Origin of the sequence: Mucilaginibacter ginsenosidivorax (assembly GCF_007971525.1) — a bacterium.
In the GTDB taxonomy this organism is placed as follows: Bacteria; Bacteroidota; Bacteroidia; order Sphingobacteriales; family Sphingobacteriaceae; genus Mucilaginibacter; species Mucilaginibacter ginsenosidivorax.
Genome location: NZ_CP042437.1, coordinates 2,120,449 through 2,140,007 on the forward strand (window position 1 = coordinate 2,120,449; position 19,559 = coordinate 2,140,007).

Here is a 19,559-nt window from a genome sequence, read left to right on the forward strand (position 1 = left end):
ATGTTTGTTTGGTATTCTGTATTTGATGCAAAAATAACAATTATTATATGTGATGATGAAGGCTCTCCTGCAGGAAAGGGTGTTTCTTAGGTATCATTGATTTGAACTTACTTAACGCGCTCATAGTCAAAAATACAAACAACCCTACAAAGCCAATAGCAACACCCACCTCAATCCAAAGTATCTCTGTATACCAGTGTGATGTTGGGCCTACCGTACCTGGCATTACCATCTGGAAATAATCTAACCAGTGACCGATAATTAAAATAAAGCAGGTAACCTTTAACACGCTGGTGGTACGTTTTGAATCACGTGCCATGATGATCAGCAATGGCGCTAAAAAGTTAATTACAATATTTAACCAGAACCACGGCTTAAATTCGGGCTCCCATCTGCGAATAAAATAAACTGTTTCTTCAGGAATGTTGGCGTAATAGATCAGTAAGAACTGTGCAAACCATACATAGGTCCAGAAGATAGAGAAACCAAACATCAGCTGGCCCAGGTTATGCAAATGGTCTTGTGTAATCCATTGCATGTAACCACTTTGCCTTAAATAAATAATTGTTAAGGTAATGATGGCTAAACAACTAACCCACATTGCTGCAAAGTTGTACCAGCCAAACATAGTCGAGAACCAGTGTGCTTCTAACGACATAATGGTATCAAAAGCGAATATTGGCGTAGTGAAACCAAATATTACCAGGAACAAACATGAAATGGTAAAACTCTTTTTGTAGTAAAACATACCACCCAAATCATCTTCGCCTTCAGAGTATTTCACAAGTAACTGGCCAAAAATAGCGTAGCTACCCATGAACACAATCATACGGGTTAAAAAGAATCCCTTATTTAAAAATACGTGTTTACCGGCAATAATTGGGTCAAAATTGGCATTTCCCTTAATTTCAACACCGGCGATGGCCCACAACTTATATAAATAAGGTGCAACCACCTGTTTGCCTTCAATTTCGGTAGTGTGTGTTATAAACAAACCTGCTACAACAATACCAAGTAATATAGTAGCCGCAATGGGCAACGTTTTTGCGAATGCCTGTGGTACGCGAATCAATGATGCCGACCAGCCTGCCTGGGCTACATATTGCAACGCGCAGAAAAATACACCGGCCATACAAACACAGGCAAAGTAATACCCCATCAGCAATAGGTTTGCAAAGGTACGTTCACCATTTGTTAAAAATCCGGCAATTATGGTTACAACCCCCACTGCTATCGCAGCAAGGCTCAATGTCTTTACCTTACCGGTAAACACAAATTGCTCGTCGAAACTATTATGAGTGCTCATTAAATATTATTTCTTATAAAGTTTGTAAATGGTGAACATACATGATCACTTTCCAGCGTTCTTCGGGGTTTAACTGAGAAGCATAAGAGCCCATCGCGTTTACACCGTAAGTAATAGTATGATAAATTTTACCGTCAGTTAAATCCTTCATAGCGCCACCGCGTGATGATTGTCCTTTTGAGTAAGACGGCGGTGGTGGGTAACCATGCTGAACCACTAAACCATCACCCTGGCCACTTAAACCATGGCATGGCGAGCAGTAGTGTGCAAAAAGCAATTTTCCATCAGCATAATTTGCCTGGGTTTGCGCAATTACGGTTTTAACCTCAACGCTTGCCAGCTCGTAACCTTCTTTGGTATTAGGATAATCAAACTTTGTAAAACCTACCGGGATTGTTCCGGCCGGTGGTACCTGTGCAGTTTTACCATCTTTAAATTGACTGTTCTTTTGATCAGGATCGTAAGCAGTATGCTCATACATGTTAGGTGCATATTCCCAACCGGTACTCCTTTTATCTTTACATGATGTTACAACTATCGAAGCAGCGATAATCATAACTAATGTTCCTATTATTTTAATCTTATTCATAGCTAACATATTTTCTGTCGTTATGCTTAACTTCTACAGCTCCTGCTTCTTTTAATATACTATCAATATCTGCGTTTGGCGTATTGCCCCTTGCGTCAATTGCGATGATAAACTTATCGTTGGTAGCACGCAGGTCCATTACTCTTGGTGCACGGCCCGGGAAAAGGTGCGTAGCAAAAAAGAAAGTAAATGTCATACCAAACGCTGTCCACAATACCGTCCACTCAAAAGTTACCGGTACAAAATCGGGGATGGCAAAAAAGTTTTTACCGCCGATGTTGATTGGCCAATCGTGAACAAGCATATAATAAACCATGCTGAACATGATAGTGCCGCCTAAACAGCCAAACATGAAGGCTGCATATCCTAAACGCGAATCCTTGATGCCTAATTTAGCATCGATTCCGTGAATTGGGCATGGCGAATAAACATCGTAAATAGGGACACTATTTTTTTGTAATTTGTCGATACCGTGCATCAGATCATCGGGATCATCAAAAATTCCTAATATATATTTGGTGCTACTCATTTTTATACTTTTTCGTATGAAGACTGTTCAACACTATCAAACTTGCCTAATGAATTGATGTAGAACTCAGCCTCGGCAGGTTCAACATGGCCACTTTCAAGTAATTTTCTCTTAGCTTGCTCACTTGAGCTTTTCAGGATCAGTTTCACCTCGGCCATTGCCACTGAAGGTAGTACCCTCACAAACAACAGGAACATGGTAAAGAATAAACCGATAGACCCGATAAAAATGCTCACATCAACCCAGGTTGGATAGAACATAGCCCAGCTTGAAGGGATATAATCGCGGTGCAGCGAGGTTACGATAATTACGAAACGCTCAAACCACATACCGATATTTACTACGATTGACAGTGTCCAGGCCAATGGAATATTGGTACGGATTTTTTTGAACCAGAATAACTGCGGCGTAATTACGTTACAAGTCATCATGCTCCAGTATGCCCACCAGTAAGGGCCCGAGATACGGTTCATAAACGCGTATTGCTCGTACTCTGCCTGAGAGTAAAATGCGATGAAAAGCTCGGTTAAGTAAGCCACACCCACTATTGAACCGGTTAAAAGGATGATTTTATTCATCGACTCAATGTGGAACATGGTGATATAGTTTTCTAACCCTAATACTTTACGTGCTACCAATAACAGCGTTTGTACCATGGCGAAACCGGAGAAGATAGCACCCGCAACGAAGTACGGAGGGAAGATGGTGGTGTGCCACCCTGGTTCCAGTGATGTTGCAAAGTCCATAGATACAATGGTGTGTACCGAAAGTACCAGTGGTGTTGAGATACCGGCCAGGATTAATGACACGGTCTCGAAACGTTGCCAGGTTTTAACTGAACCTGTCCAGCCGAATGACATTACAGAGTATATACGGCGACGTAAACCTGTTGCACGGTCACGAATGGTAGCGATATCAGGTAATAAACCTGTGTACCAGAATACCAATGAAACTGAGAAGTAAGTTGATATCGCGAATACGTCCCAGATAAGCGGAGAGTTCCAGTTTACCCATAATGAGCCGTATTGATTTGGCAATGGTAATGAATAAACAGCCATCCATGGGCGGCCCATGTGCGCACCGATATAGGTGGCGGCGCAAATTACCGCAAAGATGGTCATCGCCTCGGCCGAGCGGTTGATAGAGTTACGCCAGTTTTGACGGAACAACAGCAATACTGCCGAGATAAGCGTACCGGCGTGACCAATACCTACCCACCATACGAAGCCGGTAATGTCCCAGGCCCATCCAACTGTTTTGTTTAAGCCCCAGGCACCGATTCCAAACCAGAATGTGTAGCTGATGGCAACCACCCAAAGCAGGGCACCCAATGATGCTACACTAAAACCGATCCACCAGGCCTTACCCGGCATATTTTCTACGGGGCGTAATACATCGTCAGTAATCTGACCGTAGGTGATGTTTTCACCCGTAATTAACGGTTCCCTTATTATTGATTCACTATGAGATGACATATATTTTGTTATCTGTATATAAAAAATTTAAGCCTCTAACTCTGATAAATTTCTAACCTTAACCTGGTAACCAATACCTGGCTGTACGTTTAACTCTTCAAGCACGTAGTAAGTTCTTTCGCTCTTCAATGCTTTTGAAACTTCAGAGTTAGGGTCATTCGCGTTACCGAAAACAATAGCGTTTGCAGAACAGGTTTGCTGACAGGCAACCTTGATCTCGCCATCTTTAAGCGGACGTTTTTCGATTTTGGCTTTTAACTTACCGGCCTGGATACGTTGAACGCACATTGAGCATTTTTCCATTACCCCACGGAAACGTGTAGTAACATCAGGATTTAATACCAATTGTGTGTGCTCGTTATTCAGGTAGTTATCAAAACGTGAGTCGTTCCAGTAGTTAAACCAGTTAAAGCGGCGTACTTTGTAAGGGCAGTTATTTGCGCAATAACGTGTACCTATACAACGGTTGTAAGCCATTTGGTTTAATCCTTCTGATGAGTGAACGGTTGCTAATACCGGGCAAACTGTTTCGCAAGGTGCGTGATCACAGTGTTGGCAAAGCATTGGCTGGTGAACAACCGATACATTATCAAAATTGGTAAGCTTGGCAATATCTTTCTCTTTGGTTATCGCTTCTTCGCTGTCGCCATGATCGTTAAAGCTGTAGTAACGGTCAATACGGATCCAGTGCATCTCACGACGACGTTTTACCTCGTCTTTACCTACAACCGGGATATTATTTTCGGCACTACAAGCTACAACGCAGGCGCCGCAACCGGTACAGGCGTTAAGGTCAATAGCCATAACCCAGTTATAAACGGGGCGGTCATGATCATCCCAAAGTGATGTTTTGTTGTAATCTTTATGTTCGCCCTCGTTACCGCTACCGGCAGCAGGGTTCTTTTTGTATGCTGTAAATGAAGCTTCGCGAATAACGCTCCTGCCCTCGTATGAGTGGTGGGTTTGTGTTTGCGCAAGCGGCGATATAATACCTGTTTTTTTGAAGTCGGTAATAACCGCAGTAGTTTGGAAGGTACCGTTACGGTAGCTGTAGAAAGGGAAAGCGTTTTTACCCACGTTGTTACCTACAAGGCCTGCGCTAACGCGGCCGTAACCAACAGCAATTGATATAGTGCCCTGTGCCTGACCTGGCTGTGCCAATACCGGAACTTCAACCGAGTAGCCGTTAGCTTCTACTTTAATTACATCACCTTCTTCGAAACCCAATTTCTGGATATCAGTCATCGACATGGCCGCGAAGTTATCCCAGGTAACTTTAGATACCGGGTCGGGCAATTCCTGTAACCATGGGTTGTTGGCGCGTTTACCATCGCCCATCGCTACCGATTGATAAACCTGTAATTCAAATTTATCACCAGATACCAGGCTGTTGCTATGGTCAACAATAGTTTGTGCTACTGCATTTAAATCGTGGCTGAAAGTGTAGGTTCCGGCAGTTGCGGGGGCAGCTTTTATTAAACCTGCCTGCAATAAGCTTTCCCATCCTTTTTGGCCAGATAAACCACCCTTAGCTAATAAACCTTTATCCCAGGTGTTACGTACGTAAGTGTAGTAATCTTTAACCGGGTTTTCGGCCCAAACTAATAAGCTATGCTCGGCCTGGCGGGTATTGTAAACCGGGTTGATAGTTGGCTGTATTACGGTATAATAACCTTCAACAGCGTTGGCATCGCCCCATGACTCTAAATAATGATGATTTGGCGCTACTACTTTTGATAGCAAAGCGGTTTCGTCGCCGTGATCAGAGAATGACACGGTTAAACGTACTTTTTTAAGCGCGTCTGTAAATTCTTTTGCTTTAAAGTAATCGTAAGCAGGGTTGGCATTCAGGAATAAAACCGCGCCTATCGAGCCGGCGGCCAATTCGTTCACAAAGCCAACAAAATCCTGATCGTTACCGGCGTATTGTTTTGATGGATTATCCAAATCAATAGTGTTGCCGTAGCTGCCTAATAAGGAGTTGATGGCGTTTACTAAAGTTTGTGTAGCCACATCATTTGAACCTGCAACTACCAGTGCTTTGCCTTTTGCTGCTAACAATTCTTTAGCAACTAAGGTGATAGCTGTATCGGCTGCCTTATTGCTTAATTTTTTTGCACCTGCCAGGCTTGTACCGGCAATAGCATTGTATAAGCTTAATAAAGCGATGCCTTCTTCAGATGGTTTAATAGGGAAACGGTTATCGGCATTGGTACCGGTTAAGCTCATTCCTGCCTCAAACTGAATGTGGCGAGACATTTTCTTTGCCTCAAGCGATTTGCTGTTACGGTTTGATACGTATTGGCGGGTAAACTCTTCTGGCGATATCCATGAACCAAGGAAATCGGCACCGAAGCTTACAATCACTTCTGCTTTATCAAAATTGTAATGTGGCAATACGGCTTTACCAAAGCTGTTTTGATTAGCCTGGATAATACCGGTGTATGATACCGCATCGTAATTGATGTGTTTTGTAGTAGGGTATTTTGCAACAAAATCGGCAATAACACCTAAGGTAGACGGGCTGTGTACAGTTGATGTAACTATACGGATGCCTTTACCCGATGCTGCAACAGCGGCAAGTTCGCGTAATACATACGCGTCAACTTCGGGCCATGCCGCATCAGCGCCATTAATTTTAGGGTCCTGGGTGCGGTTTGCATCGTACAGATCAAGCACTGAAGCCTGGCCCTGCGCGCTTAAACCACCTTTTGCAAAAATATCGTTAGGGTTACCTTCTACTTTAATAGGGCGGCCTTCACGGGTTTTTACCAAAATAGCCTGGCCTTCATATGATGAAGAGTAGTAGTTAGCTACACCAGGTGTAACTTCCTCAGGTTTTATAAGGTAAGGGATTGATTTGTGTACAGGCACTTTTTGACAAGCAGCCAGCGTAACAGCACCAACACCAAAGCCAAGCGCCTTTAAAAAGTCGCGGCGTGGGGTTTTAGCCGATAAACCAGATCCGCTCAGCAAATCCTCGATAGGGATAGGCTCTGCAAACTCGTTTTTATTTTTCTCAACAAATTCTGGGGTTTTGTTTAGTTCTTCTAAACCTTTCCAGTATTTTTTATTGCTGTCCATTTAAGCTATATAAACTGTAATGCTAAATTCTTATTTATTAATAGTGGCACTTACCGCACTCGATACCACCTAAAACAGCGGCAGTAACTTTTTCGCCTTTTTTAATCTTATCATGTGCTGCAAGAATGCTGTCGTAATAAGCGTTGCCTTTGGCGTTAACCTCGGTGCGTTTGTGGCACTGGATACACCATTTCATAGTAAGCGGCGAGTATTGGTAAACCTCTTTCATGGTTTCAACAGGACCGTGGCAAGCCTGGCATTTAATACCGGCAACCTTTACGTGTTGCGAGTGGTTAAAGTAAGCCAGATCGGGCAGGTTATGAACACGTATCCATTGGATAGGCTTGGCTGCAGTGCTATCGTATTTTTGAGTTTTTGGATCGTAACCCAAAGCATCATATATCTTGTGTATCTCTGCCGATTCGGTTTTAACAACCTTGTGGCAGTTCATACATACGTTTAATGATGGGATAGAAGCATTTTTTGATTTATAAGCACCGCCGTGGCAATACTGGCAATCAATTTTCATTTGCCCGGCGTGTAGTTCATGCGAGTATTTGATAGGCTGTACCGGCTGATAACCTGTATGCACGTTAGTGTTCCACAAGGTAACCCAACCCCAGCTGCCCATGGCAATGGTGCCGCAAACCAGTATAAAGAATACAAGTTTTTTGTTTTTTAAGATCTTTTTAAGCAGTACATTTTTGTCGGTCTCGGCAACAACCGCTTCATCTTCAACTACAATGTTTTTGTTGTTAGCCAAAACACGCTCTAACGAGCCTGCAGCCTTATTCAAAACAATGATCAGGATGAAAGCGATAATAACGATACCAATTAAGCCCCAAACAACCAGCTCGCTTGGGCCTTTTGCTTCGGCACCGGGCGCATTGGGATCAACCTTTGGTTTTTCCGAAATCGTTTTCCACTCTGCACGCACATAAGTAATAACATTACCTACATCAGCATCAGAAAGCTCGGTAAAGGTGGTCATCGCTTTGCCGTCAAATTTCTTTACAATGGCAAGCGCTTTAGGATTACCGGCAGCAATTAAAGCCTGGTTGTTCTGAATCCATTTGGTAAGGTACTTGTCGTCCGTTTCTTCGGTAAGCTGCGGACCAAGCGCCGGACCGGTCATGATCTGATCGATCTTATGACAGGCTGTACATTTGGATTTAAAAATGGTTTCGCCCTTAGCAGCATCTGTTTGCGCGTAAGCAGCAGAAAAACCCCAGAAAGCAAACCCAACAATCAGTAAAACCGACCTTGAGAATTGTTTAAAAATCAATGAGAAACTTCTCATAAAGTGTATTTATGCTAAATAATTTTTATATTAATGTTTTATTCTGCTGTAAAGATGTGTAACCCATCTGCTTTTTACAGCCACAAAAGTAAAATTTATTACAGTATCGCTGACACATAAATGACAGTAACCTATAATTTATAATCGTTCTAAATAAACACAAAAATGTCATTTAAATACTCTTTAAAGCATATTAATGCCATTTTGAAAATTTATTAATGGTTTTACCATCAATATCGATTATAAACTTTTTATTGTTTTAATATCCAGGCAAATATAAGCGGGGCTACAATGGTGGCATCACTCTCCACAATAAACTTAGGCGTATGGATATCCAGCTTACCCCAGGTTATCTTCTCATTAGGAACAGCGCCCGAGTAAGAACCGTATGATGTTGTTGAATCAGATATCTGGCAAAAATAACTCCAGAAAGGTACATCGTGCATCTCCATATCCTGGTAAAGCATAGGCACCACACATATCGGGAAATCGCCTGCAATACCGCCGCCTATCTGGAAAAAGCCTATACCCTTGCCCGATGAGTTTTTGGTATACCAATCGGCAAGCCAGGCCATATATTCTATACCACTTTTCATGGTCGATGCTTTAAGCTCGCCTTTGATAAGGTATGATGCAAATATATTACCCATGGTGCTATCTTCCCATCCGGGTACCACAATAGGCAGGTTTTTTTCGGCAGCAGCCAGCATCCATGAGTTTTTAGGATCTATCTCATAATATTGCTCCAGTTCGCCGCTTAACAATATCTTGTACATGTATTCGTGCGGGAAGTAACGTTCGCCACTGTCATCAGCATCTTTCCATATTTTGTGGATGTGTTTTTGCAGCCTGCGAAAAGCTTCCTCTTCGGGAATGCAGGTATCGGTAACACGGTTGTAATGGTTTTCTAACAAATCCCATTCTTCCTGCGGACTTAAATCGCGGTAGTTGGGCACCCTTTTGTAATGCGAGTGTGCTACCAGGTTCATGATATCTTCTTCCAGGTTTGCACCTGTACAGGAGATTATAGCAATTTTATCCTGGCGAATCATCTCGGCCAATGAAATCCCCAGTTCGGCGGTGCTCATTGCGCCGGCAAGGGTAACCATCATTTTACCGCCTTCATTAAGGTGGGTTTCATATCCCTTGGCGGCATCCATTAATGCTGCGGAGTTAAAATGCAGGTAGTTGCGTTCAATAAACTGCGAAATTGGTCCTCGTGTGATGCTCATAGTGTATCAATAAAAATTCAGTTGCAAAAGTAGGAATTTTGCGGGATTATGATTTTTAAATGAAATTTTATTGATGTTACCTGTTTGTTACCATTTTAACCGGGAACCCGGGAACCAATAAAACACCTTAATTTAGGGCGACAAACGTTGGGCAATAATCACCGGGTGATGCTCCAATGTTATGATATATAGGCATTCTACATTTTTTAAAACTTCCTGACTTATTGGCAAATCGCCATCTAAACTAAAAGGAGTAAAAAGCATTTATCGCTTTTTACTTTAAAATGTCCCTACCCTATCAACCTTATCACAAAAATGGGGTTATATTAGCTGAATTTATATGAAAACATTCTTTACCTCGTTGTTGCTGATATTTTTCCTGCAAACCGCTTTTTCGCAATCGCACATTCTCCCAAAGTTTTTGCGCAAAATGTTTTTAAATAAGGATACCAGTAAAAAAAGCAGTTTTGTTATTTTACCGGCGATAAGTTCGGCACCAGAAACAGGTTTGGAAGTTGGCGGCGCTGGTTTATACTCTTTTTATACCGATTCTGTTAAAAGTGATACCCGCGTATCCAGCATATTTGGTTATGCAACAGTCGCCACAAAAGGGCAAACAAGGTTTAGCATTAATAGTAGCTATTGGACACCCGGCAACAGCTATCACTTTACCGTTGGCATAAGTTATGTAGATTTTCCCTTTAGTTTTTATGGTATAGGTAATGATACCCGCAGCGCTGATATCACCAAAATTGATCAAAAACGGTTAAAGCTTTATTTGGGTGCAGAAAAAAAAATAACCGATGAACTTTATGTTGGTTTTGTATCGGGAGCACAGCGTTTTCACATACCGCAAACAGATTATCGCACCATCTTTTATTCCGACCCAAGAGTACAAAACCATGGTGGGGGCAGTAATATCTATATTGGCCCAAGCGTAACCTTTGATACGCGCAATAACAATACTTACACCACAAAAGGCGCAATAATAACAAGTTATTTTGAAGTGATAAGGGGATATGGTAAAACTGATTACAGCGGTGGTTTCTTAAATGTAGAATACTCCCAGTTTTTTGCGCTAAGCAAAAAGTTTGTTTTGGGTGTTGATATCCAGGAGCAAAGCTTAACCGGTAGCCGGTCGCCATTTTATTTGTTACCCGCGCTTGGTAACGACGAGATGATGCGGGGTTACTATAATGGCCGTTATCGGGACAGGAATATGCTGGCCGGTCAAACTGAATTACGTTACCGGCTAAGCCAGAGATGGGGACTTGTTGGTTTTGTTGGTACAGGCGAAGTATTTAACAAAAGCTTTAGCTGGGCCGAATTAAAACCAAATTACGGGGGCGGCGTGCGCTACTTCTTTGATATTGAAAAAGGGTTGAGCATACGGGCCGATTATGGCATTGGTCAGAAAAATCCGGGAGAGAGCAGGCAAAGCGGGTTTTACCTTGCGTTGGGACAGGCGTTTTGATTAGCAGGTTGAGTAGGTTATACGTTTAACGTTGCAGGTTGTACGTTTGGACACCTTCCAAATATAATCGACTTGCGTAGTCTCATGATAGCACAAACTCAAAAACACGTAACACGTACAACGTCAAATGTACAACCTAAACTAACCACGCCGCAAATCCTCAGTATCGTACCTTAAAATGTTCCTGCTCTTTCCTGTCTTGCTTAAAAAACACCAGGCCTATCCAAAACAGGTTAATGGTAAGAGTAACTTTGGGATTTAGCTTGATTTGGCTCCAGGCTTGCTTCAGGCTTTTAGCGGTATACATACCGGTAAAAAGCATAATGGTATCCGGATTAATTTTGTCCAGGTATTGTATGAAGTATGGCAGCGTTTTTTCTTTAAGATTCTCGCCATGAAAAACTAACAGGCCCGATGGTGTTTTATTTAATGTAATAAATTCGCTTTCCTTTTGAGGGAAATAGAATTTAGCTTCGGCTGCTGCTTTTTGCAAATAAGCGCTTGCTTCCTGATTATTTGACCCCAACTCAACTACTACAGCCGGGTTAAAATGTTTTGTTAACCGGTAAACCAATTGGGCAACTTTTGATTTTACCGCCCGCCGACCCTCTCCTTTTTCAGGCGCAAATCCGGGCTCGTGGAACACTTGTTGATTAGTATAATCATAAATTACATCGTCTATCAGTTTATATACAAATGGCGAGTGTATGCCATGGCGGTTATTGGCCGTAAACCGGTGTTTTAAATAATCTTGCACAAATCTGAGATTCCACATCGCCGCAAAAGTAAAAAAGTTTAGTATTTTAGCATGATAGCGTATGATAAATCCGACAGAAGTAAACTCTTTGATCCGATTGCTGGACGACCCCGATAACGAGATATATGATCACGTTCACGAAAAACTGCTTGGCTACGGCAGCGAGGTAATTGCCTACCTTGAAACAGCTTTTGAGCAGGCTTTTGATGCTGTACAACAGGAACGGATAGCCAACCTTGTGCACGAAATTCAGTTTAGATCGTTAAAAACCGACCTGCAGCTGTGGCATCAAAGCGGCGCGTTCGATCTGCTACAGGGCATCCTCATCATCAACCGTTACCAATACCCCGACCTGGATGAGCAAAGGGTAATTAACCAGGTAGAATCAATCAAACGCGACATCTGGATACAGATGATGAATGAGGCCAGCCCTAAGGAGCAGATCAAGCTCATTAACCATGTATTTTACAATATTTACGGGTTTAGCGGTAATATATCCAACCACCTCGACCCGCAAAACAGCTACCTGAGTCAGGTGCTGGAAACAAAAAAAGGCAACCAGATATCATTGGCCATCATCTACTCCATCATTGCCCAAAAACTGGATGTGCCTGTATATGGCGTAAACCTGCCCCAGCATTTTATTTTGGCCTATGTTGACGAAAGCATGGAGAACAATTTTGAAGGCGGCATCCTGTTTTATATCAATGCCTTTAACAAAGGTTTTATTTTTGGCCGCCGCGATGTAGATATGTTTTTAAAACAACTCAACCTCAAATTCGATAAACAGTTTTATGAGCCCTGCTCCAACACGGATATCATTAAACGCGTTATCCGCAACCTGATAAGCGCCTACGAAAATTTAGGGTCGGCCGAGAAAGTGGTGGAGCTGAATGAATTGTTGGCTATATTGGATAATAATCCTGGAATAAATCAGCGTATAATGAAATAAATTGTCATTTCGAGCGAGGTACGAGTGAGAAATCTTTTACGATTTGTGTTATGAGACCGCGCGTCCTTGGAATACATGGGGTATAAGATTTCTCACCCCCTCCCCACACTTTCCATCCCTTCGAGGGTTCGAAATGACAACGATTTTTACAATAGACTTTGAACTCATAAGCTTGCCATAATTTTCAATCGGCACATCATAACCTTGCCCCTTCCACCGGCAACGCCTTCTCACTTTCATTCTTCAACCGGTCAATAGCCGTGACTATGTAAATATAGGTTTTACCTTTCTCCGTCGTAGTATCCAAATAGAATGTATTGCTGTTATATTGAATGCTTAATATATTTTCGGCATTATCTAAGTTTAGTTTAGCACCAGTACTAAACCGATAAACCACATAACCATAAACCGGCTCATTATCTTTTGCCATCAATGGTGTTTGCCACATCAGTTTAACTCCGTTGATCTCCGGCTTTGCTATAAGGCCTATAGGGGCATTGGGCGCTATTGAATCGCGCCAGAGCATCACCGGCGGCAGGGCCGGGTAATGGTAATAATTGGCCCGTAGCGAATCTGTAAAGCCAAGCGGATTATTCATTAATGAGTTGGAACTAAAATATACGCTACCCTGCACTCTTGCGTTTTTACGCAGGCACTGAATTTGGCCCGGAAGCTGGCCCGGCAATCTGAATCCGGGTAGTTTGTTTTCGATAATGCGATATGGTGCCTGCCCAATGTATAAATGCCGGCCATAGGCGTTATTGCCCCACCAGTCAATCATCGTTTTAAACGGCACCAGTTTATCATCAATGGGGCGGTACAGCTGCGGGTTAATATAATCTACCCAGCCTTCCTGCACCCACTTACGCGAATCGGCATACAGTGCAAAGTACGAATCACTGCCATGCGTATCAGATCCATCGGCTAACTGGGTTTTGTTGGCCCAGATACTGAACGGGCTAATGCCGAATTTCATTCGTGGATTGTGCTGATGGATGCTATCGTTCAGCATTTTTATCAGGGTGTTTACATTATCGCGCCGCCAATCGTCAATATTGGTAAAACCTTTGCCATATTGCTGGTAAGCTTGCTGATCGTTTATTTGCTGGCCTGCTACATGGTAAGGGTAAAAATAATCGTCCATATGAATGCCGTCGATATCGTAATTAGTTATCATATCCAGCACCACCTGTACTATGTATTCCCGCACCTCGGGCAGGCCTGGGTTAAACAGTTTCATACCGCCGTAGGTAAAAAACCATTCGGGTTTTATCCGGGTAATATGCTGCGGGCTAAGCTGCGAATAGGCACTATCCTTAGTTGCCCTGTATGGATTTATCCAGGCGTGCAACTCCATCCCGCGTTTGTGCGCTTCGGTAAGGGCAAACTCCAGGGGATCGTAAACAGGATTGGGTGCAAGGCCCTGCTTCCCGGTAAGCCATTTGGACCAGGGCTCGCGACTTTTGGCATAAAAGGCATCGGCGGCCGGCCTAATCTGGAGTATAATAGCATTGATCCCCGTTTTTTGATGGGCATCTAAAATGGTTAATAATTCCTGTTGCTGCCGGGCTGTAGTTTCATTGGGGGTAGCCGGCCAATCGATGTTTTCGACAGTGGCTACCCAGACACCGCGAAACTCGCGTTTAGGGTGAGCGGTAACGTTACTATCAACAAGTTGTTGAGCGTGTGATTTAAGGAAAGCAAGTATAAGAAAAGCAACGAACGATGTTTTGTTGGTCATAATTGTTAAACCTTGCCAGACTTATGAAGTTTAACTTTTTTGAAATTTATTTTCATGGCCTCGTTGAGGGCTACGCCGTTTAAAAACTTCGCAAGTCTTCGTATCTTCATTTACTTCCCGCTCAAAAAGCCATTTTCTTCCAGCCAGCTGGCGGCCCAGTCAAACCATTCGCCTTTGTTTTTCGAGTTATTCATACCAAAGCCGTGGCCGCCTTCCTGGAAAATGTGCATCTCGGCTTTAACTTTATTTTTTAATAAGCCATCGTAAAACATCAGGCTGTTTTGTACAGGTACTACATTATCATCCTCGGCATGTACCAAAAACGTGGGCGGGGTGTTGGTGGTAATTTGTTTTTCGTTGGAGTACAGATCAACCTGTGCCTGCGATGGTGTTTTACCTATCAAATTTTCGCGCGATCCTACGTGGGCCTGCTCACCGAAGCTGATCACTGGGTATATCAGCATCATAAAATCAGGACGCAGGCTAATGTTGTCTTTGTCATCAATCACCGGCTGATCAAAATGCGTTCCCTCGGTTGATGCCAGGTGACCGCCGGCCGAAAAACCGATGATGCCAATTTTTGCCGGGTTAATGCCCCACTCCTTAGCATTTTTACGGACGGTATATATAGCCATCTGCGCATCCTGCAGCGGACCAATCGACCTATCAATCATTATTTCATCACTTGGCAAACGGTATTTTAATAAAAAGGCGGTTAAACCAATTTTATTAAACTCCCGGCATATGGCCATCCCCTCGTGCGCATTGGCCAAACCGGAATACCCGCCGCCGGGGCAAACAACAACAGCAGCACCGTTGGCTTTCCCTTTTTCGGGCAGGTAGGTGGTTAGGGTTGGCACACTTACGCCGGTTATCCAATTATTGGCATCCGTTTTTTCTACATATGTTGCCGGTGTTGGTTTTGAGTTGGGTATGCCTTTTGGATATAAGGGCATCGGTTTTTCCTGGCCGTAGGCTATAGTTGCTGCAATGGTCAAAACAAAGGCTGATAAAATAGTTTTCATAATTTGTTAGGTATATGCAATTATAGGTTTTTTATTATAAACTTTTACCCAGGGCATCTTTTACTAATTCGCGGTTTTGGCGAGAGATGGGGATTTTGGTTTGATCGTTCAGCATTAGGGTTCCGCCATCCTCTTTAAGATAACTTTTTACAAATTGAACGTTCACTAAATGCGATTGATGTGTACGTACAAAATGATGGGGTTTTAAAATATCAGCAAACTCCTTTAGTGTTTTACACACCAATACCTGCTCGTCGCTTTGCAGGTAAAAAGTGGTATAGTTGTTTGATGCTTCGCACCTCATAATATCGGTAATTTTTACGTACCGGATCTCGGTTAGCGTGGGCAGCGTTATTTTGGGCGTTTCTTTTTGGCCGGTCTTAATGTACTCCAACAGATTTTCGATGCTGTGATTTTGCTGCCTGCTGTTAATTTTTCGCGTTGCCTTTTCAATTGCCAGTTTAAATTCGGCAATATCTATTGGTTTCAGCAGGTAATCCAGCGCCGAAAATTTAATGGCCTGGATGCCATACTTATCATAGGCCGTGATGAATATTACTTCAAAATCTATTTTATCAAAAGCCCTCAACACATCAAAGCCCGATTGCCCCGGCATCTGGATATCAAGAAACAGCAAATGGGGCTGGTTGGCTTTAATGGCGGTTATCGCGTCGCCGGCATTTGAAGCAGTCGCCACAACATCAATTTGGGGGCACCAGGTGTGAATAATCTGTTGTAAATTTTCGACATTGTTAGGCTCATCGTCAACAATAATACTTTTAATACTCATAGGCATAAATTTTATATCCAGTTTGATAAACGGATACGTACAACAGTTCCCGGCCCTTGCTTATCAATATGTAAGCTCACCGGCTGATCTTTATATAACTGGTTTAATAAAGCTACACGTTGCTGGCTTAGTTTTAGCCCGTATCCACTTATTTCGCCAGCATTATTAACCTCTATCCATTCGCCGTTATCTTTTATAGTTAAAATGATGTCATGGCCTTGGCCTCTCACTGATACTTCAATCCGGCCTTGCTCCTTTACAATTGCTACGCCATGCTTAACAGCGTTCTCTACAAAGGGCTGCAGCAACATGGCCGGAATTTCGATATTGGCTTTGTTCAAATCCGGATCCGTTATTATCTCATACTTAAAGCCAAACCGTAACTGCTCCATTTGCAGGTAATCATCTAAAATAGCAAGCTCTTGTTCAAGGCTTAATAATTCCTCGTTGCCGGTATCCAGCACCTGCCGCGTTAAGCCTGCAAATTTAGCTAAGTAATGATTTGCACCTGCGATATCATTTTTATTTACCAGGTTTTGGATGGATGTTAGCGCGTTAAACATAAAATGCGGGTTAAGCTGTGCCCGGATAGATTGCAGCTTTAACCCTGCCGTTTGCTTTTCTTGCGCCGCCCGTAACAACTTTACCTGGTTGCGCCTGTAATAGCCCCCAAACAGCAAAACAACACCCGTGAGTGTTGCTATGATATATGGTAAGGCTTGTTTTATGGAGACTTTTTTATCTGATACCGGGAGAGGCTTCACCTCAAATGGTATTCGCAGCACCTGGTCTTCGGGCCACTTGCCAAGTTCATTTGCACGCTGAATAATTATTTCATATTTGCCGGGTTTATTGTAAAACTTACCATCTATATCATAATAGTTTTCGCGGTTGTAATATCCCATTTGGGTGGTATCTTTTTTTCCATTCACATTTTTAACCAGGTACACCACATAGGGTATAGTTTCATGGTGTTTATAGTATAGGCGTATGCTAACAACACTATCGGCCGGAAAGCTAAAATCTAAGGGCACGCCAGTGTGCTCTTTAAACTTTGTGGCATACCCATGATTAAGCTTTATATTATCCAGGTTAAAATAATCTTTTGTCCGGTTAATTTCTATTTGTGTTACAAAGGGTTTAAAGTTAGGTTTCCAGTCAAACACCACTCCTTGCCGTATATCGTAATTTTTGGTATTAAGCACCTCTACCAATAGTTGCTTACCGGGAGCTTTAAACTTGCCCAAAAAACCATAGGGTTCTATTGCCCCATATTTTTGTTGGAGCATTGGTAATTTTGACCATGGAACTAATTCAATACTATCATTTTCAACCACATGGTAGCGATAGTCGTTAACATTAGCTTTTGTAATGCCGTACGCTATTATAATTGCCGCCGAAGTATCTGAAATGATATAACTTGGGTACTCTTTAGACATTGATTTTACACTTGATGCAAAAAAATCAACAAGGTTGGGATTTAGCTTTACGCCCAGCCAAATGGGGTGTTTTGTATTTATCATTTTAAAGGCACTCATCTGCGCCAAATTGGTGTCTTTAACACCGTAATACGCCCCCTTGTACTCGAACGTAAAATGATTGCCAAAAGATAGGTCCTGCTTTGTTTGTGCAGGCGAAGGTAACGGGGATATGAAACTAAGGATTAGCCCGGTTAACCATACAAAAAATTTACTTTTCATGATGTGTGTTTAAGTTTACAATTATTATTTACATCACAAAAATGTATTTACCTGCGGGGCGCAACAACGCCTAATGAGTATGTGGCAGGCTGGGCTTAGAATTTGGCAAAAATGCTTTAAAACCACAATAGCGATGGGGTAATTCCATCGCTATTGTAGTTTTAAATATCGGATGATTAACTATTCCAAAATAAAATGGAAAGCCATATGAGCATTGCTGTCAGATTAATAATGAAGAAATATTTATTTTCTCTGCTCTTTATAAACATTACTATTCCGGCAAGGGTTAGTACAATTGATATCAACAATGCCATAAAGAAACCTAAAATATCTAAATTTGGAGTGCAGGGGCCACTTTTAAAGCTTCCCGATTTCATGAAATAGATAACGGCGATTGCAGACAGCAAGTGGTATGTTACCATCCTCAGATCTCTTTTCCTTGTGCCCCAATCTGCTGTCATTTTACGCTTAACTCTTCGGCCCGCCAAACTCCATCAGGTACGCTTTTAAAAATTCGTTAAGCTCGCCATCAAGTACGGCAGCGGCGTTCGAGGTTTCATGATCGGTACGCAAATCTTTTACCAACTTGTATGGGTGTAAAACATAGTTGCGGATCTGCGATCCCCATTCTATTTTCTTTTTGTTGCCCTCAATGGCGTTGGTGATCTCCATCCGTTTACGCATCTCTATCTCGTACAACTGCGATTTCAGTAAACGGATTGCATTATCCTTATTTTGCAATTGCGAACGCGACTCCTGGTTTTTGATAATAATACCCGATGGTTTGTGATACAAACGCACAGCGGTTTCTACCTTGTTCACGTTCTGGCCACCGGCACCGCCCGAGCGGAAAGTTTCAAACTCGATATCAGCAGGGTTAATATCAATTTCGATGGTATCATCAACCAGCGGATAAACATAAACCGAAGCAAACGAAGTATGGCGCTTGGCGTTGGCATCAAATGGCGATACACGCACCAGGCGGTGTACACCGTTTTCGCCTTTAAGGTATCCATAGGCAAAATCGCCCTCCAACTGCAGGGTTACGGTTTTTACTCCGGCAACATCGCCGGGCTGATAATCCTGCTCGGTAACTTTGTAGCCGTTTTTTTCGCCCCACATAATGTACATACGCATCAGCATACCGGCCCAGTCGCAACTTTCGGTACCGCCTGCACCTGCTGTTATTTGCAGCACGGCGTTAAACTGATCTTCCTCGGCCGAGAGCATGTTTTTAAATTCAAGTTCCTCCACGGCCTTTATGGCAATATTATACTGCTCCTGCATTTCGGCTTCAGTGGCATCGCCAGCCTGGTAAAATTCAAACAGCACTACAGTATCTTCAATGATAGCTGTCACCTTTTGAAATTCGTCTGTCCAAACTTTTTTTACTTTGATGGATGCCAGTACTTTTTCGGCCTCTTTCGGGTGATCCCAAAAATGCGGGCCTATAGTTATTTCCTGTTCAGCTTTTAGTAGCTCTAATTTCTTGTCGATGTCAAAGATGCCTCCTCAGGGAAGCTGCTCTATCCCTTAAATCCTGAATCTGTTCTTTAGTCATGTGGCAAATATATGCAATTAGATTATCGGCATAAATAAAAAAAG

The 19,559-nt window shown here is 42.6% G+C and carries 15 protein-coding genes; 2 read left to right on the plus strand and 13 right to left on the minus strand.

The genetic code is table 11. From position 1 onward, the window contains the following. Positions 1 to 43 precede the first annotated feature (43 nt). The 7 genes from FSB76_RS08955 to FSB76_RS08985 all read right to left on the minus strand — a co-directional run bounded on the left by FSB76_RS08955 (position 44) and on the right by FSB76_RS08985 (position 9,515). Complete coding sequence (locus tag FSB76_RS08955) at positions 44 to 1,306, minus strand: quinol:cytochrome C oxidoreductase (protein ID WP_147053248.1); 1,263 nt, start codon at positions 1,304 to 1,306, stop codon at positions 44 to 46. A gap of 13 nt (positions 1,307 to 1,319) precedes the next feature. Next, entirely contained in the window at positions 1,320 to 1,895 is a 576-nt protein-coding gene (locus FSB76_RS08960) for a c-type cytochrome (RefSeq protein WP_317131369.1), read from the minus strand. After that, on the minus strand, positions 1,888 to 2,424 hold the full coding sequence (locus FSB76_RS08965) for a DUF3341 domain-containing protein (protein WP_147053250.1): 537 nt from the start codon (positions 2,422 to 2,424) through the stop codon (positions 1,888 to 1,890). Before FSB76_RS08965 ends, FSB76_RS08960 begins: the two co-directional genes overlap by 8 nt. 2 nt (positions 2,425 to 2,426) lie before the next feature. Beyond that, positions 2,427 to 3,899 (minus strand): NrfD/PsrC family molybdoenzyme membrane anchor subunit, encoded by a 1,473-nt coding sequence (gene nrfD / locus FSB76_RS08970; RefSeq protein WP_147053251.1) that lies wholly within the window; start codon positions 3,897 to 3,899, stop codon positions 2,427 to 2,429. Positions 3,900 to 3,926: 27 nt separating this feature from the next. Next, positions 3,927 to 6,983: a TAT-variant-translocated molybdopterin oxidoreductase gene (locus FSB76_RS08975; protein WP_147053252.1), complete on the minus strand. Its 3,057-nt coding sequence runs from the start codon at positions 6,981 to 6,983 to the stop codon at positions 3,927 to 3,929. A 37-nt stretch (positions 6,984 to 7,020) separates the two neighbouring features. Then, positions 7,021 to 8,283: a cytochrome c3 family protein gene (locus FSB76_RS08980; protein WP_147053253.1), complete on the minus strand. Its 1,263-nt coding sequence runs from the start codon at positions 8,281 to 8,283 to the stop codon at positions 7,021 to 7,023. Between the two features lie 251 nt (positions 8,284 to 8,534). Beyond that, on the minus strand, positions 8,535 to 9,515 hold the full coding sequence (locus FSB76_RS08985; RefSeq protein WP_147053254.1) for a deoxyhypusine synthase family protein: 981 nt from the start codon (positions 9,513 to 9,515) through the stop codon (positions 8,535 to 8,537). A gap of 340 nt (positions 9,516 to 9,855) precedes the next feature. Between FSB76_RS08985 and FSB76_RS08990 the strand changes: the two genes are divergently transcribed. Next, on the plus strand, positions 9,856 to 10,989 hold the full coding sequence (locus tag FSB76_RS08990) for a BamA/TamA family outer membrane protein (RefSeq protein WP_147053255.1): 1,134 nt from the start codon (positions 9,856 to 9,858) through the stop codon (positions 10,987 to 10,989). A 160-nt stretch (positions 10,990 to 11,149) separates the two neighbouring features. Here the strand turns inward: FSB76_RS08990 and FSB76_RS08995 are convergent, their stop codons facing one another. Further along, positions 11,150 to 11,764 (minus strand): hypothetical protein, encoded by a 615-nt coding sequence (locus tag FSB76_RS08995; RefSeq protein WP_147053256.1) that lies wholly within the window; start codon positions 11,762 to 11,764, stop codon positions 11,150 to 11,152. A 43-nt stretch (positions 11,765 to 11,807) separates the two neighbouring features. On the opposite strand from FSB76_RS08995, the gene FSB76_RS09000 reads away from it, so the two are divergent. After that, positions 11,808 to 12,698: a transglutaminase family protein gene (locus FSB76_RS09000; protein WP_147053257.1), complete on the plus strand. Its 891-nt coding sequence runs from the start codon at positions 11,808 to 11,810 to the stop codon at positions 12,696 to 12,698. A 196-nt stretch (positions 12,699 to 12,894) separates the two neighbouring features. On the opposite strand, the gene FSB76_RS09005 is transcribed toward FSB76_RS09000, so the two are convergent. The 5 genes from FSB76_RS09005 to prfB all read right to left on the minus strand — a co-directional run bounded on the left by FSB76_RS09005 (position 12,895) and on the right by prfB (position 19,515). Further along, positions 12,895 to 14,439, minus strand: a complete 1,545-nt coding sequence (locus FSB76_RS09005) for a glycoside hydrolase family 10 protein (protein ID WP_147053258.1) — start codon at positions 14,437 to 14,439, stop codon at positions 12,895 to 12,897. A gap of 110 nt (positions 14,440 to 14,549) precedes the next feature. Continuing rightward, complete coding sequence (locus tag FSB76_RS09010) at positions 14,550 to 15,464, minus strand: alpha/beta hydrolase (RefSeq protein ID WP_147053259.1); 915 nt, start codon at positions 15,462 to 15,464, stop codon at positions 14,550 to 14,552. Between the two features lie 34 nt (positions 15,465 to 15,498). Continuing rightward, complete coding sequence (locus FSB76_RS09015; RefSeq protein ID WP_147053260.1) at positions 15,499 to 16,254, minus strand: LytR/AlgR family response regulator transcription factor; 756 nt, start codon at positions 16,252 to 16,254, stop codon at positions 15,499 to 15,501. Positions 16,255 to 16,265: 11 nt separating this feature from the next. Further along, positions 16,266 to 17,954: a sensor histidine kinase gene (locus tag FSB76_RS09020; protein WP_147053261.1), complete on the minus strand. Its 1,689-nt coding sequence runs from the start codon at positions 17,952 to 17,954 to the stop codon at positions 16,266 to 16,268. 468 nt (positions 17,955 to 18,422) lie between these two features. Beyond that, a protein-coding gene (gene prfB / locus FSB76_RS09025; RefSeq protein ID WP_147053262.1) for a peptide chain release factor 2 occupies positions 18,423 to 19,515 on the minus strand; the annotation gives its coding sequence in 2 pieces (ribosomal slippage) (positions 18,423 to 19,454 and positions 19,456 to 19,515; 1,092 coding nt in all). Positions 19,516 to 19,559 lie beyond the last annotated feature (44 nt).

Coding starts and splice junctions, on each gene's coding strand:
- FSB76_RS09015 (WP_147053260.1), bottom strand. CDS start 16,254: ATGAGTATTAAAAGTATTATTGTTGACGATGAGCCTAACAATGTCGAA.
- nrfD (WP_147053251.1), bottom strand. CDS start 3,899: ATGTCATCTCATAGTGAATCAATAATAAGGGAACCGTTAATTACGGGT.
- FSB76_RS09010 (WP_147053259.1), bottom strand. CDS start 15,464: ATGAAAACTATTTTATCAGCCTTTGTTTTGACCATTGCAGCAACTATA.
- FSB76_RS08955 (WP_147053248.1), bottom strand. CDS start 1,306: ATGAGCACTCATAATAGTTTCGACGAGCAATTTGTGTTTACCGGTAAG.
- FSB76_RS08975 (WP_147053252.1), bottom strand. CDS start 6,983: ATGGACAGCAATAAAAAATACTGGAAAGGTTTAGAAGAACTAAACAAA.
- FSB76_RS08980 (WP_147053253.1), bottom strand. CDS start 8,283: ATGAGAAGTTTCTCATTGATTTTTAAACAATTCTCAAGGTCGGTTTTA.
- FSB76_RS09005 (WP_147053258.1), bottom strand. CDS start 14,439: ATGACCAACAAAACATCGTTCGTTGCTTTTCTTATACTTGCTTTCCTT.
- FSB76_RS09000 (WP_147053257.1), top strand. CDS start 11,808: ATGATAAATCCGACAGAAGTAAACTCTTTGATCCGATTGCTGGACGAC.
- FSB76_RS08990 (WP_147053255.1), top strand. CDS start 9,856: ATGAAAACATTCTTTACCTCGTTGTTGCTGATATTTTTCCTGCAAACC.
- FSB76_RS09020 (WP_147053261.1), bottom strand. CDS start 17,954: ATGAAAAGTAAATTTTTTGTATGGTTAACCGGGCTAATCCTTAGTTTC.
- FSB76_RS08985 (WP_147053254.1), bottom strand. CDS start 9,515: ATGAGCATCACACGAGGACCAATTTCGCAGTTTATTGAACGCAACTAC.
- FSB76_RS08960 (WP_317131369.1), bottom strand. CDS start 1,895: ATGAATAAGATTAAAATAATAGGAACATTAGTTATGATTATCGCTGCT.
- FSB76_RS08995 (WP_147053256.1), bottom strand. CDS start 11,764: ATGTGGAATCTCAGATTTGTGCAAGATTATTTAAAACACCGGTTTACG.
- FSB76_RS08965 (WP_147053250.1), bottom strand. CDS start 2,424: ATGAGTAGCACCAAATATATATTAGGAATTTTTGATGATCCCGATGAT.